Raw genomic sequence first — 24,772 nt, 5'->3', positions numbered from 1 at the left:
TGAACAATGATTACCATATTCATGGTTTATTTTTTCATCATGGACTTATCACGTACGGCCAAGAAGGATATTGAGCATGCGTCGCAGTGGTTCCGCCGCTCCCCAAAGTAGCTGATCACCTACAGTGAATACGGAATAAACCGGTTCATTATTGAGCGCCATTTTTTTGTAACGGCCGATGCCAACTTTGAGCGAACCACTGATAGCGGCAGGGGTTAACTGGCGAACGCTGTCTTGTTTATTGTTTGGTACATAATTTACCCATGGGTGCGCATTCTGCACTAGGTCGGCAAACTCTTGCTCACTCACTTCACGTTTCAATTTCATCGTAATAGCCGCACTGTGGCAGCGTATAACCCCAACTCGAACGCACAGCCCATTGACGGGAATGGTATTAGGTTTCAGGCCGAGGATTTTGTTGGTTTCCGCTTCTCCTTTCCATTCCTCCCGACTATTGCCATCACCGAGGTCGCTATCTATCCAAGGGATAATGCTACCCATTAATGGCGCGCCTAACGCGTCAGTTGGCATTTCTGAATTGGAGATCAATTTGCTGACTTTTTTCACCAACGGCAGTATGGGGGATTTATTGGTGAGCTCTTCCTGATCAAGGTGCTGGCTGATGTAAGCACTCTGGGCGATTAATTCACGTACTTGTTTGGCACCTGCACCGGAAGCAGATTGGTAGGTCATCAGGCTCATCCATTCAATCAAATCTGCTTTGATTAACCCTGCGAGGCCTATTAAGCTCAGGGTAATAGAACAGTTACCCCCCACAAACAGCTTGAGGCCATCATTGATCGCTTTGTCGATTTGTGGGCGATTAACCGGATCAAGGATAATGCAGGAGTCTTTATCCATACGCAGCGCCGAGGCGGCATCAATCCAATAACCTTGCCAGCCACTCTTCTTCAATGTTGGATAAATCGCGTTGGTGTAATCGCCACCCTGACAGGTGATGATAATGTCCATCTTTTCCAACTCTTGAAGATTATTGGCATCCTTTAACTGATAAGTGACGCCATTAATTGTTGGCCCGATAGCACCCGCGCTGGAAGTACTGTAAAAATGCGGGGCAATACCGTGGAAATCATTCTCTTCCAGCATACGTTCCAGCAAGACTGAACCCACCATTCCCCGCCAACCGACTAAGCCTACTTGTTTCATATTCATCAACCTATATTTAAGTTGGATATTGTTAATAAATTGAACAAAATTTGTTATACATCACAGCTAGATTGATGTCACCAAATATCGGGTGGCGTTCTTTGACGAAAACAAATTTCATGAATAACATCTTAATGGCTTACCTAATCAGATAGGTCATGGTATGTATTATGGTTGTATTCTCGCCAATTAAACACTTATCTTTAAAAAGGTATTGACGGCTTGCGACGCTGGCAGTAAGATGCGCTTCGTTTTCGGCGAGTAGCGCAGCTTGGTAGCGCAACTGGTTTGGGACCAGTGGGTCGGAGGTTCGAATCCTCTCTCGCCGACCAGCATTCTGAAACCCCGCTCTTATGAGCGGGGTTTTTTCGTATGTGGCATTTTTATTTTTTTTATAAGCTTTGCCCTTATAAAAAAGTAAAAGGTACTCCCTATCATTTTTTTATCATTCTTACTGAGTTCTGCTTTTAATTTTCTATAAAATAAATTAATGAATAAAATAGTGGATTTAATAAAGGACGTGATAACTTTCTCTTTAACTGGTTATATTTAAAACAGTTATACAGAAAGAATGTTCCTCGAATCATATGTTCCCCCACCTTTTTTGTAAGCTTCCCTGTCTATTATTTACGTATTTGGTCACAAATTAGAAAATATCATTATTAGATATTAATTCTGCTTATTTGCCGATTATTTGGTTGTATTGTCTACTTAATGTGCTTGTTGTCATGTTTTTTAACCAAGTTTGTTAATAATTCTTTAATTTTATGTTCTTCTTATGTTCGTGATGCAATGTGTGCTTATGTTGACGTTAGGCATAACAATTGATTAATTGATAAACGAAAAACTATAAAACAAGCTGGGACAGTGGCATTTAGGAAGAAAACTCTGGGCTGGCTGAAACACAATAAACATAACAAACGGAGCTTAAGTAATGGCAATCTCCAAAAAAAAACAGTCCAGCTTTTTGAAACTGGGCGTCGGCCTTATCGCTTTGGCTGTAACTGCCAGCATTCAGGCTAAAACGCTGGTTTACTGTTCTGAAGGTTCCCCTGAAGGATTCAACCCACAGTTATTTACGACTGGGACAACTTTCGATGCCACGGCCAGACCCATTTATAGTCGGCTGGTGGATTTCAAATTAGGGACAACAGAGGTTATCCCTAGCCTGTCTGAACGGTGGGAAGTCAGTGAGGATGGCAAAAGCTATACATTTTATTTGCGTAAAGGCGTGAAATGGCAGAGTAGTAAAGATTTCAAACCAACACGTGATTTCAATGCCGATGATATTATTTTTTCTTTTATGCGTCAGAAAGATAAAAACAATCCTTACCATAAAGTGTCTGGCGGCGGCTATGAATTCTTTATTGGCATGGATATGGGGAATATCATCAGCAAAATAGAAAAAGTGGACGACTATACTGTTCGCTTTGTGTTAACCCGCCCTGAATCTCCTTTCCTGGCTAATTTGGCAATGGATTTCGCTTCAATTCTTTCCAAAGAGTATGCCGATGTCATGATGAAGGCTGGTACACCGGAGAAAGTTGACCTGAATCCGATTGGTACAGGCCCGTTCCAACTACAGCAATATCAGAAAGACTCTCGCATTCTCTACAAGGCATTCAAAGATTATTGGGAAGGACCCGCGAAAATTGATCGTCTGGTTTTCTCCATTACTCCTGATGCTTCTGTTCGCTATGCAAAATTGCAGAAAAATGAATGTCAGGTGATGCCGTATCCAAACCCGGCCGATATTGCGCGCATGAAGCAGGATAAAGATATTGTCCTGAAAGAGCAGGCGGGCTTGAACATCGGTTACCTCGCATTCAATGTCTCTAAGCCTCCTATGGATAACCTGAAAGTGCGTCAGGCATTGGTACTGGCTACGAATAAAGACGCCATCATTGAAGCGGTGTATCAGGGCGCAGGGCAAAAAGCGAAAAACCTGATTCCCCCTACAATGTGGAGTTACAACAATGACATTAAAGATTACGGCTATGATCCCTCCAAGGCGAAGGAATTGTTGAAAGAAGCAGGCTTCCCGAATGGTTTTGAAACGGATTTGTGGGCTATGCCAATACAGCGTCCGTATAACCCAAATGCCCGTCGCATGGCGGAAATGATCCAAGCTGACTGGGCGAAAATTGGTGTTAAAGCAAAAATCGTCAGCTACGAGTGGGGAGAATACCTGAAACGTGCCAAAGACGGAGAGCCGAAAACCGTCATGATGGGATGGACAGGGGATAATGGTGATCCTGATAATTTCTTTACTCCACTGTTTAGTTGTACAGCCAAAGAGCAGGGTTCCAACTATTCAAAATGGTGCTACAAGCCACTTGAAGATCTTATCGTTGCAGCCCGTGAATCCACTGATATCAATAAACGAACGGATCTTTATAAGCAAGCTCAGGTGGTAATGCATGAGCAAGTCCCTGCATTGATGATTGCCCACTCGACGGTTTACGAACCTATCCGTAAAGAAGTGAAAGGCTATGTGGTCGATCCGCTCGGCAAACACCTCTTTTACCACGTTGATCTCGAAAAATAACTCTTGCTGTTGAGCTGTTGTGATTGTCCATCCCCCAGATTTTTCTGTGGGGATGGTTTCGCTTCTTTAATGGGCAAGTCAAATCAGGCATTACACCAAACGGCCTCAAGAGCCGTGACTGGTATTTAAAAAGAGAATTCAGGATATGCTGCAATTTATCCTCCGACGTCTGGGGTTGGTGATCCCGACGTTTATTGGCATTACGCTGCTGACTTTCGCTTTTGTACATATGATCCCCGGTGACCCGGTGCTGATTATGGCAGGGGAACGCGGTATTTCTGCTGAGCGTCACGCTCAATTAATGGCTGAAATGGGGTTGGATAAGCCTCTCTGGGAGCAATACTTTCATTATGTTAATGGAGTAATGCATGGTGATTTGGGCATTTCTTTAAAAAGCCGAATTCCAGTATGGGACGAATTTGTTCCGCGCTTTAAGGCCACTCTCGAATTAGGCTTCTGCGCGATGTTACTGGCTATCTCAGTCGGTATCCCGGTTGGCGTATTGGCGGCAGTCAAGCGCGGCTCCATTTTTGATTACACCGCGATTGGTGTGTCATTGACCGGTTACTCCATGCCAATTTTTTGGTGGGGGATCATGCTGATTATGCTGGTCTCTGTCCAATTAAATCTAACACCCGTGTCTGGGCGGATAGGCGATAGTGTTTTCCTTGATGACAGTTATCCCCTGACGGGTTTTATGCTGATTGATACGCTGTTTTGGGGTGAAGAGGGCGATTTTAAAGATGCTGTGATGCATATGATCCTGCCTGCTGTGGTGCTGGGAACCATTCCATTGGCGGTCATTGTGCGCATGACCCGCTCTTCCATGCTGGAAGTCCTGAGTGAAGATTATATCCGTACTGCTCGTGCGAAAGGCTTGAGCCGTATCCGTGTCATTATCGTTCATGCATTGCGTAACGCCTTATTGCCCGTCGTTACGGTCATCGGTTTGCAAGTGGGGATGACGCTGGCCGGAGCCATTTTGACAGAAACTATTTTTTCATGGCCGGGACTGGGGCGGTGGCTGGTTGAAGCCTTGCAGCGTCGCGACTATCCCGTTGTGCAGGGCGGCGTATTGCTGGTGGCGAGCATGATCATTCTGGTTAACGTGATCGTCGATTTGCTGTACGGCATCGTCAATCCACGCATTCGTCATAAATAATAGGAGCACATGATGACTCAAACAACTGAGCCAGCAGTATCGGGTGCGCCAGAATTGATGACGCCGATACAGGAATTTTGGCACTACTTTAAACGTAACAAAGGGGCAGTTGCTGGCCTCATTTATATTATTATCATGCTGCTCGTTGCCTTATTGGCGGGAGTATTGGCACCACATGGCCCGGCCGAACAGTTCCGCGATGCTTTGCTGACGCCTCCGGTATGGCAGGATGGCGGAAGCTGGCAGTTTATTCTCGGTACTGATGACGTCGGGCGCGATATTCTGTCCCGCTTGATGTATGGTGCGCGCCTTTCATTGTTGGTTGGCTGCATGGTTGTGGTGATGTCACTGATAATGGGCATCGTATTGGGCGTGCTGGCCGGTTATTTCGGCGGCATAGTGGATATTGTCATCATGCGCATTGCCGACATCATGCTGGCATTGCCAAGCCTGTTGCTGGCATTAGTGCTGGTGGCAATCTTTGGGCCGTCAATCGTCAACGCATCACTGGCCCTGACTTTTGTCGCCCTGCCGCACTATATTCGCCTGACGAGAGCGGCGGTGTTGGTTGAAGTTAACCGTGATTATGTCACTGCTTCTCAAGTGGCTGGTGCGGGTGCCATGCGTCAGATGTTCATCAATATTTTGCCAAACTGCTTTGCACCGCTGATTGTGCAAGCGTCATTGGGTTTTTCCAATGCCATCCTCGATATGGCTGCCCTTGGGTTTTTAGGAATGGGAGCACAGCCACCGACGCCAGAATGGGGCACGATGCTGGCTGATGTTTTGCAATTTGCCCAGAGTGCATGGTGGGTTGTGACCTTTCCGGGACTGGCTATCTTACTGACAGTACTGGCATTTAACCTAATGGGGGACGGGCTGCGTGATGCACTCGATCCCAAGCTCAAGCAGTAGGGGTATTGTGAAATGGCATTGTTGAATGTAGAGCAATTATCGGTGCACTTCGGAGAAAAAAGTGCGCCATTCCGCGCCGTTGACCGTATCAGCTACCGTGTTGAGCAGGGCGAGGTTGTCGGGGTTGTTGGAGAATCTGGCTCCGGGAAGTCAGTCAGCTCATTGGCAATTATGGGGTTGATTGATTATCCGGGTCGGGTCATGGCTGAAAAACTGGAGTTTAATGGCCGTGATTTGATGAAAATTTCAGAAAAAGAGCGCCGTCAGTTGGTTGGTGCGGAAGTGGCTATGATATTTCAAGATCCCATGACCAGCCTTAACCCGTGTTACACCGTCGGTTATCAGATTATGGAGGCGTTGAAAATCCATCAGGGTGGCAATCGGAAAACTCGGCACCAACGGGCGATTGATCTGCTAACACTCGTGGGGATCCCTGATCCTGCTTCTCGTCTGGATGTTTATCCGCATCAATTATCGGGCGGGATGAGCCAGCGCGTCATGATTGCTATGGCCATCGCTTGTCGTCCGAAACTCCTGATTGCCGATGAACCGACAACCGCATTGGATGTCACCATTCAGGCGCAGATCATCGAATTGCTGTTGGAATTACAGCAGCAAGAAAATATGGCCTTACTTTTGATTACCCATGATTTGGCGCTGGTGGCAGAAGCGGCACACCATATCATTGTGATGTATGCCGGGCAGGTCGTCGAAATTGGTAAAGGAACGGAGATTTTCCGTGCTCCCCGCCACCCTTATACGCAGGCACTATTACGGGCATTGCCGGAATTTGCAACGAATAAATCCCGTCTGGAATCCCTGCCGGGCGTTGTGCCCGGAAAATATGATCGCCCGACCGGATGCCTGCTCAATCCCCGTTGCCCTTATGCCAATGAGCATTGCCGTCAGGTAGAGCCTCCATTGCAGTCAATAGGAGGGCATCAGGTTAAATGTCACATGCCGCTGGATGACGAGGGGAGGCCGACAGTATGAGCACTCAAAAAAATAGCAGCGAACAGAAAAAGCATACGGTGCCTTTGCTGAAAGCCATTGAGTTAAAGAAATACTATCCGGTGAAAACGGGCGTATTTTCTGCTGAACGTATGGTCAAGGCGCTGGATGGGGTTTCATTTGAGCTGGAAAAGGGCAAAACACTGGCAGTTGTCGGGGAATCAGGATGTGGAAAATCCACACTTGGCCGTTTGCTGACCATGATTGAGAAGCCGACTGACGGAGAACTTTATTATCTGGGGCAAGATTTATTGGTGCCCAATAAAGAGGCAGAAAAACTGCGTCGGCAGAAAATTCAAATTGTATTTCAAAACCCTTATGCCTCTTTGAATCCCCGCAAAAAAGTGGGGCAGATCCTGGAAGAGCCATTACTGATTAATACTTCACTGACGGCAGACGAACGCAAGAAAGAAGTTTTGCAGATGATGGAAAAAGTGGGATTAAAGGCAGAGCATTATTCGCGTTATCCGCACATGTTTTCCGGTGGTCAGCGCCAGCGGATTGCCATTGCTCGTGGGTTAATGTTGAATCCGGATGTTGTGATTGCGGATGAACCGGTTTCTGCGTTGGATGTTTCAGTGCGGGCGCAGGTTTTGAATTTGATGATGGACTTGCAGCAGGACTTGGGACTATCGTACGTCTTTATATCCCACGATCTTTCGGTTGTTGAACATATTGCCGATGAAGTGATGGTAATGTATTTGGGGCGTTGCGTAGAAAAAGGTCATAAGGAGATGATTTTTAATAACCCGCGACACCCTTATACTCAGGCGTTGCTGTCTGCGACTCCGCGCCTGAACCCTGAATTGCGGCGTGAGCGCATCAAGTTGACGGGGGAATTACCCAGCCCAATGAATCCACCTCCTGGGTGTGCCTTTGCAGCCCGTTGTCGTCGGGCATCCAGCCACTGTACTCAATTCCAGCCTCAATTGAAGCAATATGGAGAGCATCGGATCGCGTGTTTTGCGGTCGAACAGGACGAAGGCGTATCCATTTAAGTACATCTGACCGGGATGGGTGAGCGCAGCTAACCAAGCTGCAACGGGAAAGACGACAGGTATATAATAAATTAAAGCGTTATGTCGTCATATTAGTACATATCACCGTTATATCCCGGTCATTTTTCTATTTTGAATTCATCAAAATAAGACGACCGCAAAGAAAATCAAGTATACTCAGACGCATTGTTAAGGTGCAGTAACCAGTCTTTTTACAATTATCGGTTTGGATAAGATGAAATTGCGTGTCAAACGTTCTCTAACCATTAAACAGATGGCCGCAGTGACAGGAGTCACTTTGGTAACCATTGCCATTTTCATCACGATCCAGTTATCGCACTTGTTGCAGCAACGGAAAGATGACTATATCAACCAGCTTAATAATGCGGCTGCACAGATTCAGGCTCCTTTGACAGACGCGTTATTGAGTTCAGATCTCAATAGGGCGAAAACCCTATTAATCGGGCTTAAGACTTCAGGCATTCTGGGGCGGGCAGATGTGGTATTGTCTGACAATGTTCGGGTCATGAGCTTGGATTTTGCCACTCATCGGCCTATCCCGGAGTTGGCGAAGCGGGTTTTCGGCATTCCCGTTGAGGTCAATATTCCTCTCTACGTTTATGGCGTATCGCCAAAAACCGTAGAATCACAGGGGCATCTCATCTTGCAGGTTGATTCCAACAGGGTCTACCGCTTTGCCTTAAATACACTTGCATTAATGCTGACGACCTATTTATTGCTCGCACTTATTCTGACAGTGGCGATAAGCTGGTGTGTCAATCGCATTATCGTACACCCTTTGCGCGATATTGCGCGTGAGTTGAATGAAGAACCGCCTTTGAATAAAGAGCAGCCACCAGCACCAATGCCTTGTCCTAAAGGCCATCAAGATGATGAGTTGGGATTACTGGTAAAAGGCTACAATCGGCAAGTTAAGAAGCAGAAAACGCCATCTAAATGAAACCTTATAAGATGAATAATGGTCTATATCCTATGGGTTCCCAGTTGCATTGAGACGACAAGGGAATACATACAGCCAACAACGAGGCAACTTGAAAGGCGACGGGCATCATGTGCGATGGTAATATTCATGTCGTTATCATTGTCGTAGGTTGTAAAGGATAAAACTAAACAGGTAGGGGTAAGTGAGAATGCAGGGCAACAAAATTGGATATCTTATTGGTGGCACGCTCCTGGCAATGACTTGCCTGGCTCAAGCAGAAACCTTGCAGCCCGATCCTGCCTGGCAACAGGGTAAGCTTGAGAATGGATTCAGTTGGGAGATCCTGCAAACACCACAGCGGCCCAATGACAGGATCCAGTTGCGGTTATTGGTCAAGACAGGCTCACTCTCTGAGAAGAAACAGCAACAAGGTTATACCTATCTTATCCCGAAAATTGTTTTATCCAGCAGTAAAGATTTATCATCCCAAAAACTTGAAAACCTGTGGCGCAACGTCATTGATACCAAAAACCCCTTTCCTCCCGCCATTGTTTCATATGATTTCACGCTCTATAGCCTGAGCCTGCCAAATAACCGCCCTGAACTGCTGCAAGATGCATTGATCTGGTTATCCGATATTGCCGGTGGAGCAGTATTTACGCAGAGGACATTGGCGCAGGCCATGAAAGATTCCGGAAACCTCGTCACAACTTTTCCATCTGATACCCAAGATCCGGTATGGCGTATGCGGCTGCAAGGCTCGACCCTGATCGGGCATGATCCGGGAAGGCCGCTGTCCATGCCCGTGGATGTGAAGAAAGTGGCAGATTTCTATCAGCAATGGTACACCCCAGATGCAATGACTTTATATATTGCGGGTAACGTTGATAGCCGGACATTGCCAGAGCGGATCAATCAAACATTCACGCCATTGGCAGGCAAGCGGCAGACACCCGTTCAGGTTCCCACATTATTGCCCCTGAAAGCAGCAACCGTCGGTGTTGTAAGCGATAAAGCCCAACAGGACAATTTGTCTCTGATCTGGAATCTGAATTGGTTTCCGATTAATGACTCTAAGGCACTGACTCAGTATTGGCTCAACGATCTGGCACGTGAAGCGCTTTTCCACTACCTGCAATTGGGGCTGAAAGAGAAACAAAATCAGATGAAACTGAGCTTGGATTGCCATGTGATTTATCAACGGGCGAACTGCTCATTAAACCTGAGTGCTCCCGCAGATAAACTGATGGCTTCCACACATTATCTGGCTTCCCAGTTGTCATCATTGCGTGAAAACGGTCTGCCGCAAGATCAGTTTGATGAGCTTTATGACCAAAACCGTAAGCAGCTCCAGCATGTGTACGCCATGTATGCCCGTTCAGATACCGCTTCGTTGATTAACCAGCGGCTGTTATCGCAACAAAATAATGTGATAGACATCGCTCCGGAACAATACCGACGTTTAAGACAGTCGTTTTTATCCTCCCTGACGCCACAGATTTTGAATAAAAAAATGCAGGAGATGTTGTCTCAAGAAATCTCTTTTATTCTGCTGCAACCAAAAAATGAAGCGGCAATTGATGTTAACCAGATAAGAGACAGTTTTAATCAGATCATGCGGCCGGGGCCATTGCCCGAGAGCGCAAAAGAGTCTGGCACCGCGAAAGTGGTGGAGCAATAAAGTCAGCCATAATCTGGATTGATGGGTAGCCTAATGGCATTTTAAGATAGCGAACTTAAAGCCGTGAAACTCGCCGAAATGTGAGGTTATAACGCACGTTATCTTGCAATGGTAAGGGGGCTATTCCATCTTTGAGCGGCAATACACCGTGATAGCACAGACGAGCATCCCCACCCCATACCGCAATATCGCCATGAGTCAGTGTCACACGCTGGCAAGGCTGTGTACGCTGTAGCCCACCGAATAAAAAAGTTGCCGGCAAGCCTAAAGATACCGACACAATAGGCTGGGAAAAATCCATCTCATCTTTATCCTGATGTAAAGACAAACGTGCCCCCGGATGATACCGATTAATCAAACAGGCATTCGGTACGAAGTGGGGGAATCCCGCGTGATCAGCAGCCCGTTGAGCGAGTTGCAGAAAGATTGCTGGTATCTGCGGCCATGCTTGCCCCGACAGCGGGTCAACTTCGGTATAGCGATATCCTTGCGCATTGCTTGTCCAACCAAATGTGCCGCAGTTAGTCATGCCGATCGACATAGTATGCCCGTTCGGGATGATAAAATGGCGAAAAGGAGCAGTTTCAGCAATCGTTGCAATGTGCTGCAATAATGTGGGTGCTTCATCATAGGCAAAACCGCGCAAAACAACGGCATCCTTTGCCAGAGGTTCTTGCCATTGGCGAATGATGCTGTCGTCGTTGGCAAATAAATCATCTATCATCATTGTCACCGAGCATCGTAAAAAAGCCTTTCGAAGGCATGGCATCCCAGTTTACACCCACCAATCGGCAGATAAAATCAGCGAGCATACTCATCGTTTTTTGGCCTCCCGAGCCAACAACTCGCGTTTACGCTTCACTCCCCAACGATAGCCGGATAAGGTGCCGTCATGCCTGATTACGCGATGACATGGAATCGCTACCGCCAGCATATTGGCAGCACATGCATTGGCAACTGCGCGCACAGATCTTGGCGAACCAATGCGTTCCGCTATTTCGGTGTAGGTCACTGTCTTACCTACAGGGATTTCCCGTAAAGCGAGCCAAACACGTTGTTGGAAGGCTGTGCCCCGAATATCCAGTGGCAATTTTAGCGCAACTTCCGGCGCTTCGATAAACCCGACGACATGGGCAATAAGCTGTTCAAACTGGGGATCTCCACCGATAAACTCTGATTGCGGGAATTTATCTTGCAGATCTTGCAAGAGCTTATCTGGGTCATCTCCCAATAAAATCGCACAAATTCCTTTCTGGCTTTGCGCCACTAGAATATGACCCAATGAGCACATACCGAGCGCAAAGTGGATTTGCATCCCTTTCCCGCCTGTGCGCCAAACTTTTGGTGTCATGCCCAATAAATCAGATGAAATTTCATAGAACCGACTACTGGAATTGAAACCTGCCTCTAAAATCGCTTCGGTCACGCTATTGTTTTGCTCTAAATTATCTCGCAAACGTTGACCACGGTAAGCATCGGCGTAGGCTTTTGGTGTCAAACCCATTTGAGATTTGAACAGCCTGTGGAAATGAAATGCGCTCATTCCGACATGGCGGGCAATCTTTTCCAGTGTGGTGTTATCATTTTGTTCGATATAACGGCAGGCTTGCGCTATTTTTGCAAGGTATCCGGCCGTTTGCTCTGGTTGGTGATTAGACAAGCGCTTGCTTGGGCGATAGCCTTGTTGTTTGGCATCGTTTTCGTTATCAAAAAACACGACATTCTCTCGCTTTGGGAGACGGGCGGTACTGGAAGGCTGGCAATATATGCCCGTAGTACGCACAGCATACACGAAATGATTGTCGGCTCTTTTGTCACGTTCAATGATGGCCTGCCAACGTTCGTCATCGGTTGTCCACAAATTTTTGCTACTCATATATCACCTGTGAGAATCAGCTAGTGAATATCGGGATAATGATATATTGATATATGATGGCTGAAAAAACACTCCGCTCCTTGCTTTTTTAATTTTTGGAAAAACTGATGCCAATCTGTATTGAAAGTTTATTCTGATTTTTTTTGTGTATTACTGGGGAGTGGACACATAGACCGCATTTCCAGACTAATAGCAAAGTTGGTATCTATCTACGTATTCATTGGACAAATAGATCTATTTGAGATGAATTGTATCAAGATATCAATGAATAACAGTTATGGTGGACAATTAATCGTTAAAATATTACATGATGCAGTATATTATTTCTTATTGGGATGAATGGACGTTGTTTAATAAAGAGTAAGCGTAATGAATATTTCTTGTTATATATGGAGTGTATTGATATTTAATTTTGTGACATTAATCACAATTATTTGATAGGACGTTTTTTAGCCTAAGAAGTTAAATATATTAACTTGATTGTTTGTACTGAATTTATTTAAAATGATTCTAGGACTATTATCATTTTAAATGATAATAGAGTCACTCTAATTTATATTAAGGCAAATATGTCAAGTCTAATTTATTTAACAATAAATGGTGAAAATCAAGGTTTCATTTCTGCTGGTTGTGGAGAGAAAAATTCGATAGGTAACAAATCTCAAAAAGGCCATGAAAATGAAATATTTATTTATAGTATTCAGCATGTTATGTTAAGGAAGCAAAATGTTTCCCATCATCCAGTTATAATCAATAAACCCATAGATAAATCATCTCCACTATTGGCAAAGAGTATCAATGACAATGAGAAGCTAGAATGTATATTTCATTTTTGGCGTACAAATGAAAATGGAGGGCTAGAGCTTTTTTATAAAATTAGACTGGGTGGTGCTTATATATCTAGCCTTAAATCAGATTATCCTCACTCTCTGAATAGTAATCAAATGACGCCGCAAGAAATTATTTCAATAGAATATACGGATATTACTTGGAACAATGTAGCTTGTTCAACAAGCTCATATAGCTTTTGGGATGAAAGAGTTTACTGATGGACGGTGCTAAAGATATTGCTGAAAGCATGGTATCCACAATCACTGATAATGATAGTGGATTTTTTTCAGGTGTTGCCACAGGTTTATTAGATGTTCCTGTGGATCTGTTTTATTTAGGATACGATTTTCTAGATACAGAACATAGATATGAGAATGAAAACGATAAATATCGTTTTGCTTATATGATAAAGGCAAATCTGCTTTCAATGCAAAGCATTGAAAGAGTTATCCAAATTATCTTTGAAGAATATTTCGACAAACTTAGTGATGAACAGAAACGACGATTAGTTGAAACAAAAGTTGGAAGTATTTTAGGAGGAATGGTTGGAAAGCAGGTCATTTTTGGAGGCCACTTAGGTGCTATTTTTGGATCAAGGTGGCTGACTAAATTTGCTGGTTCAACAATTGCTCTTAGTGTAGTAAGCGTTGGCTCATCAGTTTCAAGAGCAATCTATACATCTCGAGATCTAGCAGAAAAAAATCCTGAGTTATATATGAAATTGAGGAGAGAGGGGGACTTAGATTTGCTTTATTTTCTAGTAGAAAATAAAATGAATCCCTATGTTAAAGCGATAGAAAACTATAGTAAAAATAGAGAGTTATTCGATACTATATTCGATGAATTTGTGAAAAAATTGGAATAATAAAAAATGCGATTATTTAGATTATTGATGCGATTCTCTATGTACTTATTACAAAGCGTGATCATCGGTCTTAGCTCTGGCTCATTTATAGCTCTTGTTTATTTTGGGCTGCTAACAGATTTCGATGATAAATATAAATATCTATTTTTTTCACTAGTGGGATTGGGTGTTGCTGCTTTATTATATTATTTAACTGAAAAAATTAAGATTAAATTCAGTACCCTACAATAAGATATGTTTATTCAGCATCACTGGAGCAAGTGCACGATGATTTTTGTTTTAGGGATATCTAATAATAAAAAAATCAGCCGTTAAAAAACTGGCCGATTTTTTTATTATTAGAAATGATGTGATGACTTTACGACTTCGCTTTCGCCGCAGCCCTTAACTCAGTTACGTTTTTTCCGCCAATCCCCCAGTTATCTGTTTCTACTTCATCGATGATTACAAAGGTTGTAGCGGGATTTTTTCCAAGTACATCCACCAGCAGTTGGGTTGCACCTTCACGGGTAATTTTGATGTTCACAAATGGCATAAAATGACTCCTTTTTTAGTTTGTTATGAAATGCTTCTGATGAAGCATTCCCGCTTTGGTGCGGGAGTGTGGGTACAGCAAAAAACAGTCTTATCATTGGATGAGTTTTATTCTGATTTCTTCTCTTCAGCCGTGGCAATCCACGCGGCACAAAAGAGTGTCAGGCGGGCGAAGAAATAGAAGAATGCCATTAAACCGATCACTGAACCAAATGCGGCTCCGGAAGGGGAGCTGGCAAGGCGTGGCAACATCATGGTCATAATGGATTTGATGATTTCAAATCCGATGGCTGCCATGAGTGTCCCTTTGAACAAGGCCTTCCGTTCTGGTCGGTGGCGGGGCAATATCCATAATATCCATAGAAATAATAAGTAATTGGCAGAAATGGAAATGATCAGGCCAATTGATGTCCATGCAGGGCGGAGCCATTCAATGTTCTCCAATCCGAGGGCATGGACGATAGTGGCTTGGGCTGATCCTGCAATGGAGGTCAGTGAAAGTGTCATGACCAACGCGAATAGCAGCCCGAATAAGGAAAAAAAATCGCGAATGTATTGAAAATAGATTTTCTCTTTATCTTCGTGATTGCGCTCCCAAATATCCCGGGATTGGGCGAGTATCGCCTCACGTAAGTTTCCAACCCAATTCACCCCGGAATAAAGTGCGATTGCAAGCCCCGTAAGCCCCACCGTTGTTCTTTGGTTAACCGCGGTATCGACACTGTTTTTCAGTGTATTGGCGAGAGCAGGATCGCTGATGCTATTGGCGATGCCGTTGATCAGGCGGGTCAGTAAGTCTGGATTGGAGGCCAGCACAAAACCGGCTATCGCAAAGGAGAGCATCAGAATCGGGATCAGGGATAAAAAAGAGAAATAGGTGATTGCAGCGCCAAATTGGCTGCCCATTCGATCGTTAAAACGCTGTGCTGCCCGAATTAAATGAGCAATAAAAGGAATACGCCGGATAGCATTGCCAATACGAATTGTCACGGAAAGCGCTTTTTTGCTGCTATGCAGCCCTTTTTCTAACGGAGTGCGGTTTTTCCTCATATTGGTTTGCTGTTTATTCTCAAGCTCAATTGGCATTACTTCCCCTTAAATCTGGTCGTGCTGAGTGTTATTCACCATTGATGACTCACCATACCGTTATTCATCATATTGTTAAGTAGAAAATAGCGGTATGAGAAAAAAAGAGTAACAGGCAAAGCAGAAAAGGCAATAAGGAGAGGGGGAAAGTACGGCAGCAACATCAGCCGCTACCGTACAGGAGATCAAAGCGTGATCATGATGATCAATCTAATTTGTGGCCTTTTATGCCGCTGTTAACAGCAGGCAGTTCAGTATTATGGCTTTCGTTTTTCAAGAAAGGCACTTTGCCGGATAAAACATCTTTTTGTACCGAGAAAGCCAGACTTGCGATGGAATCCGGTACGTTAGCCCCCATGTTTCTGCCTCGGTCGTATCCCGCTACAGATTGATGGTGGATCTGTTGCGTATTGACCACGACAGGCCCTTGGGTGCTGTCAATTTTACCTGCCACTAAAGACGTGTTATTGGTGATATCCAGATTAACTTTTTGGGTGCCGGTCAGGGCTGTCTGTTCCCCGATTGCTTCCCGATCGAGTGTATCGTAATTGCCTTTAAGTTTGCCTTTGAAGCCCTTGAACGTCGCCGCCAACTGCTCTTTCAGCCCCGGATTTTCTTCATCAGCCTTGGCATTGTCGGTTGCGACAGTAGGAAGAGCCAGTTTATTAGGATTGTCGCCCTTGACGGTTCTGCTATAACCCAAGCCAGCATCCAGGCCGACGTTCAGGCTGTGGGTGCTGTCTTTCAGGCTTTCAACATTGAAACTGCCACCGACTTTACCCGTTATTTCATCTGCCGTGACATTTGCGCCTTTGAGTGACGTATCTCCGGCACTGGTCAATGTGACATTACCGCCGGAAATTTGTGTGTTGCGGTGGGTCGTCTGAGCCAGTTGATTGACGCCAAATTTCAATTCACCACCCAGATTGTATTTGTTGTCGATGATGCTGGTTGCGTTATTATCCGCTGCTGTGTCATCACCTTCACTGCTGCGTGCCTTGGAAGAGGTGCCACCGTTGGCCTTGGCTCCAAAATTCCAACCATCGGCATTGGCGATGTCTTGTGCTGAAGTCAGGTCGATTTTTCCACGCTGGGCGGTTAAGTCAACTTGCTTACCTGAAACATGGGTTCCTTGTAAGGCCAGGTTATTACCGGCATGCAGATTGACACCCCTCTCGCCGGCAATCGCGCTGGTTTGGGCGGTTATGTTGTTTTGGTGGTCAGTGTTGTAACCGCCCCCCAGACTGCCGCTTAAGTTATTGCCATCGGGATTGGTTCCCGCTGTCAGGGAAACTTCGGCATTGTAACCGTTGCTTTTTTGCTCGTTTCGATTGGTTGCGTGATTGAACCGGATATTCCCACCCGCATCAATGTTGGCTGAACCATTATTGGCCTTGATCGCTGTCCCTTGATAGCGTGCATCTCTGGTTACTTGGACATTGACGTTGTTATGGGCATTGATGTTGCTGGTGACTGCACTGGTGTTATTGTTTGATGTTGCCTGATAGCTGCCGCTGCCTTTGCCGTTAACGGAAATATCCGCGCCTGTTGAGGTATAGACACGCAAGCGGGCATCGCCTTTGGTGTCAGCAGAATGGCTGTTCTGGCGATTGAATGCAACTTCGCTGGTGTGGCTGCCGGCGGTCAGCGAGACACTGTCTTTCTTGGCCTGATATTGGGTACCTTGATCGTAGATATCACCATTTGTCGTTGCCTTGATATCGCTGGCCTTGACGGAAGTCACAACCGCATTGGATTGATGATTATTGGTGTAGCGGCTGTTGCCATTCATGGCCAGCTCAATGCCGGCATTAGGCAGGCGTGTTTTCGTGATAGCGGTATCCAACTGCTTGTCGGCGGCGGCTTTGGCTGTTTTTTCCACCGGGCGGGTTGTTGCGCTGTAATCGGCTGTACCGCTGATCTCCCCTCCTACCCGCAATTGTTCCGTTGAGGTGGATTCGGTGTTAAAGGTTGCCACATTCTTGATGCTGCCGGCATTGGCCTGATACGTTCCCTGAACTTGGTGGTCAGTACCTTGCTGTTTCAATTCACCCCTTGCATTCAGTTCGAGATTACCGGTCACCCGAGTTTGGGCTACAGTTGCTGTTGTTTTGCTCTGGGATTGGTTATTGCGGTTATAAACGCCTTCAGCACCACTGCCGAGTTTATCCATGCCGCCGGTGAGAAATACGTTGCTCTGGAGTTTTTCTTGCGAAGTCGAAGCCGAAGAGCTGTTTTCTCCCGCCAACAGGGAAATATTATTGCCGGTGATTCTCGCATCTCCTTGCTTGGCTACCAGATTGGAGCCTGTCACCGTCACATTTTGGCCCGAATTCACAATGAGCGTGCCGCCATTCAATTCGGATGGTTTTTGGGTGGTACGCTCGTTTTCCTGTTTGTTGAGTGAGTGTTCAAAACCTACACCCGCTCGGTATTGCTTATCTTTTGTCTCTTCTGTGTAGTAATGCCACTTAAGGTCGCTTTTTGTCTGCTGGTACTGACTTTGCTCACCATAATTCAGTATGTTGATATTACCCGAAGTGTTTATTTGCAGCTCGCCGGCACTTTTCGCCAGACTGCCAATGACATTGATATCTTTATTGCTGAGTAATTTCAGCTCGGTATCAGAACTCAAATGGCTACCGGAAGATTTCTGCTGTTTGTTCTGTTCTTGGTTGGTATTTTTGGTGATGTTGAAGACCGTGCCTTGTCTTTCATCTACGGATTTATAGATATGGCTGACGGCGTTATCAATCGTTAATTGTCCGTCGTTGGCTTCAACATAGGCACCTTTTTGAGCTTTAACTTTACTGCCTGTAATGGTGATTCCATTTGCACTGCTCAACAGTAAATGCCCGTTGGCGGTCACCTCGGAAATATGGTGTGTTTCAGTCTTGTCACTATTATTTTTATTGCTTCCACCCGCGAGGCCACCCCAGTAGGTTTTATCTTTGGTGATGAGGTGTTCATTCGTGAGAGATTGCACCGTAATGTTGGTTTGCTGTCCCGCAGAGACGATCAGGTTTTTGTCGGAATGAATACGAGTGCCGACAACATCGATATTCCCACCCGCCTTAATGCCCAAATCACCGCCGGAGCGCAATTTATTGGCAACGTTTCGTTGAGAGGTATTGATATCATTCCAGTAACCTGTTTGTAATGAGGCCTTATGATTTTTCTTATACCCGCTCTCTTTCTCCATTTCTGATTCCACCAGCCCGGCCAGCTTCACCTCTTTTTGGGCGGAGACAGACAATTGATTACCGGCTGCAATTGTACTGCCAAGTACTTCGACATTTCCTTCGTTGGCAGTCAGGTGAATATTTTCACGGGCAGTAATGGTATTGCCTTCATACTGATATTTTTCATGCTCTTTAGTGACGTCATATTGCCAAGACATTTTCCAGTTATTATCAGTGTCGCTATTCAGCTGGTGAAGTTGTTGGCCTTCTAATGTCAGGTTGGCGCCCGTCAGTTTGACATTATCCCCTTTAATATCCGTTGCCGTCACTTTATTGTCCTGCTTGGCAACCAAAGTGATATTTTTACCCGCCAATTGGGTACGGGCGACTGATTCACTGATCTGTTTTTGTTCGGCATACCGGCCTTTGAATCGGCCTTCGGAGTTGTCATCACCCAGAGTATTTGACGAAGATTTGTGTAATAACCCCTGAGACAGTATGTTTTTGCCTTGTACGGCAATATCGCCGCCTTGCAGTGTGGCTGCCTCTAACTTCACATCGCCAAGGGAGGTAATATCGATACTATTATCGGCGGTCATCTTGCCTTGTAAATTGGCGCCACTTCCTTCTGCGGTATTTAACAGACGAATGCGGCCGGCCTGCATACTGCCGAAATAGTAACTATCGAGTGCACCAATTCTCGCTGGCTGTGAAGCCAAAATACGCCCATCGGCTGAAACTTTGTTATTCCCGGTGGTGATGTTGAGGTCTTTTGAGGTAACAATTTGCCCATTGCTGTCAATTTTTGGCGCAATCAAGTTCAGGACATCACTGTGAGACAAGCCATTGTTCCTGATATTCAGGGAATTTTGGTTATTGAAGTTGCTGAATCCCTGCAAAATGCCATTGTCTACCAGCGGATTGCCGACAACCAATGAAGCCTGATTGGTATTGATAAAGCCACAGCCATTGCAGGTAATGCCGTTGGGGTTTGCCAGTACGTAATCGGCGGCCATGCCAAATATTTCCTGCTGACCGAGCAATAATGACGGGTTGCGGCTGATCACCTCATTTAATATCACGGTGGCCGTGCGCCCGTTCAGATTGCTGTTGGCCGACAGTTGGCCGGCCAATTGCGATTGCCCATCAACCAATGAGTTATTTAATACTGCCCCCATTTGATTAACGTTGAAGTCTGTGAATTGGTTATGTGATAACCCGGATTCTGAAGGGGCAACAATATTGACGACGGTTGCCCCTGAACTGGCCTGGTTCACATCCGGGCGGTGCGCTGCATCACCTCCGGGTGTAATGCCATTGGCGAAACTGGCTGAACAGGAGGCCAGAATAATGGCCATTGATGCGACGAGTTTTCCCGTGGGAGATAACTTGAATTTTTTTCTTTTCATATTATTACCTTTTATCTTCTTTCTTTATTTCTACCCGCCGTTTTTCAAATTGCCTCTTTGCTGGCTGTATTCCCTTGCCGTCTTGATGCAACGCGAAATTCTTAAGGTATCCATGTGCAGTGATTCAGGGAAAAAAATCCCCCCTGGCTTTCTACTTTCAAAAAAACATCAAACGGATTAAAAAATTAAAAAGTGTAAGAAAAACGAGTTAACAGTTGCATTGGTTCATTTGCGTCCCTGCCTTGGTGAAAGAGAAACTTGCCCCGACTGATTTCAACATCCGCAAACAGGTGCTGATAACGTAGGGTCAAACCTGCGCTCAATCCGGCGCTGCTTCTCCAGCCATATTGGCTGCGATAGCCTTTCGTTTGTCCGATATCCACCCCCGTGCGCAGCGACAGTGAGCCGTTGGAAAAAGGAATGGAATGAGAAAGTGTATTCCGCAGGTACCAGCCGGTATCACCTGATAAGGTATTCTTGCTGAACCCACGCACGGCATTGCGATCAGTGACATTGAGCCATTCAATGCCCGGCAGCGCTTCCCGGCTGTATTGGGCATAAAGCTGGCTGTCAAATCGGTAAGGCACATTCAACAGCGTGAAACGCTGCTGCAAGTTCGCCGATAACTTGCCTTTCGTAAATTGGTTATTCCCATCGTTTGTTGACGCTTGATTGCCGAACCACGGCACGCCTTGCTCGATACCCATATCTAGGGAGAGCAATCCGGCAGGAATAATCTGTAAATGGCTGACTCCCAGCTCCAGTATTCCCAAGGTTTGGCTGTTGACAGATAGGCTGGAATTCTGAAAAGAAGATCTGTAATTTTTGTAAACCAGTTGGCCATACAAAATATCAAGCTGGTGCTGGCTGCGGTGGAACACCCAATCCGTACGCATTCCCGTCTGGTGTGAGTTGCCGTGCAGCTTGATTTGGCTTGATTGTAAACGAGGGCGGCTGGTGTACTGGGAATAGCTGTTGAAGCCACTGAATGTCAGCGCGCCATAAGGGAGCGAATAGAATAGGGTATAAGCACGGTTGTATTGATTGTTGTACTGACCGTCGAGCTGGTTGACGCTACTGCTGCCGTTGAGGCTAACAAAGTCAGACAGCCCCAATGGGCTATCCACACTGGCATTGAGTCGGGTAATCCACTTTCCGGTACTTTTTTGCCCATAATTATCCGTTGTGGTTGTGATCCGCCACGGGGAAGTGTGCCGGTTGTGCAGTTTAACAATGGAACCACCACTGATCGTTCCGGGCAAAATGTCGAGGGTCGCTTTGTTTGATTGCAGCCGGTTCGCCTGATCCAGTCCTTGGTCAAGCTGGTTTAAATTAAGCGGCCTGTTTATCAGGTTCGGGAATAGCATGCTGCTGTTAACCCAGCGATCACTGCCTTCTATTGCCTCAATAAAACCTTCGACAACATTGATCCCCAGTTCACCATCCTGATTGGGCGGAATAAATTGTACCCGCGCAGTGATATAGCCTCGGGCAATATAGAGGTTAGTGATTTCTGCTGATAACTTATTGATATCGTTGCTGGTGATACAATTGTCAGACAGTGCGCTGAGGGTATTCAAATCACTTAAGGGGAGCAGCGTAATGCCTTGGAGGTAAACGCCCCGAAGATAAATGCCATTGATAGTTAAACAGGAGGGGGTTTCCACCAGCACAGGAGAGACTGTCTGCGGTGAAACGCGATCAGCGCGATTAATCAGTTCCTGATGGCGGCGTTCTTCAATTAATTGTTCGATTTCCCTGGTCGTATCCTGCAAAGTCTTTCTTGTTTCATCTGTAGGGAAAGTCGGTGTAGGGAAAGCAAGATCGGGTGCGTCAGGTGATGCACTTGCTTGAAGTGAAGTACTCAGTGATATTGAGGTACTTAGTAAAATTAAAGTTGCCGTCCTTTTAATCATTGGAATACCCAAATGACAATTATTAATGAGGAAAGTATCGTTTTGGGCTAAATGTAACCTTCCTAGTTTATTAATTAATCATTAAAGCATAGAAAATATTTTATTTTGCTCTGATTAATAGTCGAGTATTGTACTAAGGTATTATTTCTGGTCACAAATTTGTTTTATTGACTTATAATTTCTGATTTTACTTATTTCTCTGCCTTATTATTAGTCACTAAAGTAAATTCAGTGTGGTGTTAATTGCAATTTCAAAACGATAATGGGTAAAAATTAGGATTGAATTTTACTTTGTGTTATTTGGCTTAAATAATTTCACTTATGTCGTTTTTATAGCAGGCCAGGGAACGAGCCTGAAAGAGAGAATGAAGAAGGTGCAATAAGAAGGACTAATAAGGAGAGTGTAATAAGTGAAATGGAATAAGGCTTCTTTGGTTGGGCAACTTCTGGACGTTTAATAACTGGTGTAATTATACATCAATTCATATTTATTTATTATGAAAACAATTTCCATATAAAAATCTTACTGTAGTAAAAAAATCACCAAGATGAATATCTGAAAGAATAATATATAAAATAATAATGGGAATTAAATCAAATTGGCAGGGGTTTTAGATATTCCCGAATTAATTCAGCCGATGAATATTATTCATCGGCTGAGAGGTTATTGCCTAATATTTAATTAATAAGATATTAAGCAACAATTGGCGCACGCCAGTCGTCAGCACCAGAAGTACCGGCAGTAGTGTGTTCCCATTCGATCTTACGGTAAGAAAGAGAAACACGAACCAGCTGAGTGAACTCTGATTTTGCTGGGTCTTGGCAATGTGGCATTTTGCAATCGATATCAACGATAGTTGAATCTATCAGTTTAGTAGTAAAGAAGTGCTCTTGTTTGCCTTCGATAGAAGTACGGTACCACTTCAGTTCTACAGTAGTCAGCATTTCGCCAGAAGCCAGCGCGTTATAAAGCAGAGGAACGGCTTTATTCAGAGCAACGGTAAAGCGGAATGGCTTGTGTGCACGCTGGCCAGAAGGCTGTCCAGACTGTGGATCAGTTGGAACAGTTACGATGTGGTCAAATTCTTGAACCAGCATTTCGTCTTCGTGACCTTGAACAAAGATATTACCTACTGATTCAGCGGTGAATGCACCAGCAGTAATATTGCCTTGAGTTTTACCATTGATGGAAATATAACATGGAGTTGGCATATGAATATCCTATAAAAGTTTACCAATATATGTGTAAGTGTTCATTCCTTGCGTGATAATTACACAAATTAATCAAATGAAATTATCGCTTGCCAAACACTCGGGGCGAATAATAAAGCTGAAATTGTCTAATGCAAAGCCATTTGCAAAATGCAACTCGAGCTATAATTCAATGGCAAATAAAAATTTTATAATTATTGCCGTCGTGAAATTTATACCTGAGTGTTTATAAAAAAGAAGTCAATTTAACTGGCGATAAAATGGCTGTTTATTTTTTGTATATTGTAACTTTATGATATTATTTGGTTTTTTTCGTAAAGGTTTAAATGTGCATTATGATCATTTTAAAAGTGTTAACTAGATCAAAAAATGGAAATAATTAATAATTCGTTGATACATAATTAATCAAAATGAAATAAAAAATAACATTGACGGCAATTATATAATTTGACGCGTTGATTATGATTTATTCGCTTGAAGATAAAAAATATTCCTCTTTATACAATTGGTAGTTAATAGGTCTGTGTACTCTTATAGAGAGTAAAACCAAACTTTTATCTATTTTAGGATAAAAGATTGCTTATAGCGGCTTATGAATTGATATTAATGGACTAAAAGCGTGAATAGAGGGTTTTATCAATTTGTGTTTAGGCTTTACATCAAAAAAATAAAGTGTCAAACTCGGAATTGACGATTTTTCATATCGATGTTATTTCCGTACGTGGATTAGGATATTTCTGATCATTTAACTATATATTGATATAAAAACCATTCGTATCTACAAATACGTTTGCTTTCTTTAGCCTATTTATTAGGGGGAGCATCCGTATTTGTTATATGAGTAAACATTGGAATCATTCTCTCACCAATAATGGGTTGTTAGACAGTTCATGGTTGTATTAGCCAAAGGATTCAAATATGAGTAAGAATAGTCCAGGTAGCGTAGCTCCGAAAGAAAGAATTAATATTAAGTATGTTCCTAATACTGGTGACCAGACAGCAGAAGTAGAATTACCTCTGAATCTTCTGGTAGTTGGTGACTTGAAAGGGAAAAGTGAAGATACGCCAATTGAAGAACGGCAGACGGTTTCTATTAATAAGAACAATTTCAATGCCGTAATGAATGAAGCGAACATCAATCTTTCTTTTAACGTCCCTAACCGCCTTGAAGAGAAAAGCGAAGAAGACCTGCCAGTTAATCTGGAAATAAAATCCCTGAATGATTTCTCACCTGACAATATTGCCAAGAAAGTACCTGAATTAAACAAACTTCTTGAGCTTCGTGAAGCATTGGTTGCATTAAAAGGCCCACTGGGAAATATCCCGGCATTTCGTGCTCGCTTGCAGTCACTGCTGGATGATGAGTCCGTTCGTGAGCAACTTCTGAAAGAACTTGAAATCGTCAATAAAAAATAACTGGTTAAAGGAATCTTTAA

The 24,772-nt window shown here is 44.4% G+C and carries 18 protein-coding genes and 1 tRNA gene; 11 read left to right on the top strand and 8 right to left on the bottom strand.

What is annotated here, in order from left to right; translation table 11 throughout:
* Positions 1-48 precede the first annotated feature (48 nt).
* Complete coding sequence (gene asd, locus BM100_RS07750; RefSeq protein WP_092509607.1) at positions 49-1,167, bottom strand: aspartate-semialdehyde dehydrogenase; 1,119 nt, start codon at positions 1,165-1,167, stop codon at positions 49-51.
* Between the two features lie 255 nt (positions 1,168-1,422).
* Here asd and BM100_RS07745 point away from each other — a divergent pair.
* The 8 genes from BM100_RS07745 to BM100_RS07710 all read left to right on the top strand — a co-directional run bounded on the left by BM100_RS07745 (position 1,423) and on the right by BM100_RS07710 (position 10,425).
* Positions 1,423-1,499: transfer RNA gene (locus BM100_RS07745), tRNA-Pro, on the top strand.
* Positions 1,500-2,101: 602 nt separating this feature from the next.
* Positions 2,102-3,715 carry a dipeptide ABC transporter periplasmic-binding protein DppA gene (dppA, locus tag BM100_RS07740; protein ID WP_092509605.1) on the top strand — a complete coding sequence of 538 codons (1,614 nt, stop codon included), beginning with the start codon at positions 2,102-2,104 and terminating at the stop codon, positions 3,713-3,715.
* 145 nt (positions 3,716-3,860) lie between these two features.
* Complete coding sequence (gene dppB / locus BM100_RS07735; RefSeq protein WP_092509603.1) at positions 3,861-4,877, top strand: dipeptide ABC transporter permease DppB; 1,017 nt, start codon at positions 3,861-3,863, stop codon at positions 4,875-4,877.
* Between the two features lie 12 nt (positions 4,878-4,889).
* A complete protein-coding gene (dppC, locus tag BM100_RS07730; RefSeq protein WP_092509601.1) occupies positions 4,890-5,792 on the top strand; it encodes a dipeptide ABC transporter permease DppC in 903 nt (300 codons plus the stop codon).
* 12 nt (positions 5,793-5,804) lie between these two features.
* Complete coding sequence (gene dppD / locus BM100_RS07725) at positions 5,805-6,785, top strand: dipeptide ABC transporter ATP-binding protein (RefSeq protein WP_092509599.1); 981 nt, start codon at positions 5,805-5,807, stop codon at positions 6,783-6,785.
* Positions 6,782-7,801 carry a dipeptide ABC transporter ATP-binding subunit DppF gene (gene dppF / locus BM100_RS07720; RefSeq protein WP_092509597.1) on the top strand — a complete coding sequence of 340 codons (1,020 nt, stop codon included), beginning with the start codon at positions 6,782-6,784 and terminating at the stop codon, positions 7,799-7,801. Before dppD ends, dppF begins: the two co-directional genes overlap by 4 nt.
* 235 nt (positions 7,802-8,036) lie before the next feature.
* On the top strand, positions 8,037-8,762 hold the full coding sequence (locus tag BM100_RS07715) for a HAMP domain-containing protein (protein ID WP_092509595.1): 726 nt from the start codon (positions 8,037-8,039) through the stop codon (positions 8,760-8,762).
* 190 nt (positions 8,763-8,952) lie between these two features.
* Positions 8,953-10,425 carry a M16 family metallopeptidase gene (locus tag BM100_RS07710; RefSeq protein ID WP_092509593.1) on the top strand — a complete coding sequence of 491 codons (1,473 nt, stop codon included), beginning with the start codon at positions 8,953-8,955 and terminating at the stop codon, positions 10,423-10,425.
* A gap of 55 nt (positions 10,426-10,480) precedes the next feature.
* Here BM100_RS07710 and alkB read toward each other — a convergent pair whose 3' ends face one another.
* Together alkB and ada are read right to left on the bottom strand one after the other, a co-directional pair.
* Entirely contained in the window at positions 10,481-11,146 is a 666-nt protein-coding gene (gene alkB, locus BM100_RS07705) for a DNA oxidative demethylase AlkB (protein ID WP_092509984.1), read from the bottom strand.
* 93 nt (positions 11,147-11,239) lie between these two features.
* The gene (gene ada / locus BM100_RS07700; protein WP_092509591.1) at positions 11,240-12,301 is read right to left on the bottom strand and encodes a bifunctional DNA-binding transcriptional regulator/O6-methylguanine-DNA methyltransferase Ada; all 1,062 of its coding nucleotides are present in this window, start codon (positions 12,299-12,301) and stop codon (positions 11,240-11,242) included.
* A gap of 569 nt (positions 12,302-12,870) precedes the next feature.
* On the opposite strand from ada, the gene BM100_RS07695 reads away from it, so the two are divergent.
* Together BM100_RS07695 and BM100_RS07690 are read left to right on the top strand one after the other, a co-directional pair.
* A complete protein-coding gene (locus tag BM100_RS07695) occupies positions 12,871-13,350 on the top strand; it encodes an Hcp family type VI secretion system effector (RefSeq protein ID WP_092509589.1) in 480 nt (159 codons plus the stop codon).
* Entirely contained in the window at positions 13,350-13,997 is a 648-nt protein-coding gene (locus tag BM100_RS07690; RefSeq protein WP_092509587.1) for a hypothetical protein, read from the top strand. The genes BM100_RS07695 and BM100_RS07690 overlap by 1 nt, the downstream gene beginning before the upstream one ends.
* 358 nt (positions 13,998-14,355) lie before the next feature.
* On the opposite strand, the gene BM100_RS07680 is transcribed toward BM100_RS07690, so the two are convergent.
* The 5 genes from BM100_RS07680 to BM100_RS07660 form a co-directional block, all read right to left on the bottom strand.
* Positions 14,356-14,532, bottom strand: coding sequence for a tautomerase family protein (locus tag BM100_RS07680; RefSeq protein WP_092509583.1), 177 nt, complete (start codon positions 14,530-14,532; stop codon positions 14,356-14,358).
* A 107-nt stretch (positions 14,533-14,639) separates the two neighbouring features.
* Positions 14,640-15,581: an inner membrane protein YhjD gene (gene yhjD / locus BM100_RS07675; RefSeq protein ID WP_420855307.1), complete on the bottom strand. Its 942-nt coding sequence runs from the start codon at positions 15,579-15,581 to the stop codon at positions 14,640-14,642.
* 241 nt (positions 15,582-15,822) lie between these two features.
* Complete coding sequence (locus tag BM100_RS07670) at positions 15,823-20,208, bottom strand: hemagglutinin repeat-containing protein (RefSeq protein WP_092509579.1); 4,386 nt, start codon at positions 20,206-20,208, stop codon at positions 15,823-15,825.
* Between the two features lie 185 nt (positions 20,209-20,393).
* Positions 20,394-22,124, bottom strand: a complete 1,731-nt coding sequence (locus BM100_RS07665; RefSeq protein WP_092509577.1) for a ShlB/FhaC/HecB family hemolysin secretion/activation protein — start codon at positions 22,122-22,124, stop codon at positions 20,394-20,396.
* 693 nt (positions 22,125-22,817) lie between these two features.
* Positions 22,818-23,336 carry an Hcp family type VI secretion system effector gene (locus BM100_RS07660; protein WP_092509575.1) on the bottom strand — a complete coding sequence of 173 codons (519 nt, stop codon included), beginning with the start codon at positions 23,334-23,336 and terminating at the stop codon, positions 22,818-22,820.
* 918 nt (positions 23,337-24,254) lie between these two features.
* Between BM100_RS07660 and tssB the strand changes: the two genes are divergently transcribed.
* Positions 24,255-24,752 (top strand): type VI secretion system contractile sheath small subunit, encoded by a 498-nt coding sequence (tssB, locus tag BM100_RS07655; protein WP_092509574.1) that lies wholly within the window; start codon positions 24,255-24,257, stop codon positions 24,750-24,752.
* Positions 24,753-24,772 lie beyond the last annotated feature (20 nt).

The sequence above is a fragment of the Xenorhabdus mauleonii genome, assembly GCF_900113945.1.
GTDB classification, from domain to species: domain Bacteria; phylum Pseudomonadota; class Gammaproteobacteria; order Enterobacterales; family Enterobacteriaceae; genus Xenorhabdus; species Xenorhabdus mauleonii.
The sequence above is the reverse complement of the archived record's forward strand: the minus strand, read 5'-3'. Positions and strand labels throughout refer to the sequence as shown.

Bases quoted from the DNA above. Each gene is read 5' to 3' on its own strand.
- asd (WP_092509607.1), bottom strand. From the start codon at position 1,167: ATGAAACAAGTAGGCTTAGTCGGTTGGCGGGGAATGGTGGGTTCAGTC.
- dppA (WP_092509605.1), top strand. From the start codon at position 2,102: ATGGCAATCTCCAAAAAAAAACAGTCCAGCTTTTTGAAACTGGGCGTC.
- dppB (WP_092509603.1), top strand. From the start codon at position 3,861: ATGCTGCAATTTATCCTCCGACGTCTGGGGTTGGTGATCCCGACGTTT.
- dppC (WP_092509601.1), top strand. From the start codon at position 4,890: ATGACTCAAACAACTGAGCCAGCAGTATCGGGTGCGCCAGAATTGATG.
- dppD (WP_092509599.1), top strand. From the start codon at position 5,805: ATGGCATTGTTGAATGTAGAGCAATTATCGGTGCACTTCGGAGAAAAA.
- dppF (WP_092509597.1), top strand. From the start codon at position 6,782: ATGAGCACTCAAAAAAATAGCAGCGAACAGAAAAAGCATACGGTGCCT.
- BM100_RS07715 (WP_092509595.1), top strand. From the start codon at position 8,037: ATGAAATTGCGTGTCAAACGTTCTCTAACCATTAAACAGATGGCCGCA.
- BM100_RS07710 (WP_092509593.1), top strand. From the start codon at position 8,953: ATGCAGGGCAACAAAATTGGATATCTTATTGGTGGCACGCTCCTGGCA.
- ada (WP_092509591.1), bottom strand. From the start codon at position 12,301: ATGAGTAGCAAAAATTTGTGGACAACCGATGACGAACGTTGGCAGGCC.
- BM100_RS07695 (WP_092509589.1), top strand. From the start codon at position 12,871: ATGTCAAGTCTAATTTATTTAACAATAAATGGTGAAAATCAAGGTTTC.
- BM100_RS07690 (WP_092509587.1), top strand. From the start codon at position 13,350: ATGGACGGTGCTAAAGATATTGCTGAAAGCATGGTATCCACAATCACT.
- BM100_RS07680 (WP_092509583.1), bottom strand. From the start codon at position 14,532: ATGCCATTTGTGAACATCAAAATTACCCGTGAAGGTGCAACCCAACTG.
- yhjD (WP_420855307.1), bottom strand. From the start codon at position 15,581: ATGAGGAAAAACCGCACTCCGTTAGAAAAAGGGCTGCATAGCAGCAAA.
- BM100_RS07670 (WP_092509579.1), bottom strand. From the start codon at position 20,208: ATGAAAAGAAAAAAATTCAAGTTATCTCCCACGGGAAAACTCGTCGCA.
- BM100_RS07665 (WP_092509577.1), bottom strand. From the start codon at position 22,124: ATGATTAAAAGGACGGCAACTTTAATTTTACTAAGTACCTCAATATCA.
- BM100_RS07660 (WP_092509575.1), bottom strand. From the start codon at position 23,336: ATGCCAACTCCATGTTATATTTCCATCAATGGTAAAACTCAAGGCAAT.
- tssB (WP_092509574.1), top strand. From the start codon at position 24,255: ATGAGTAAGAATAGTCCAGGTAGCGTAGCTCCGAAAGAAAGAATTAAT.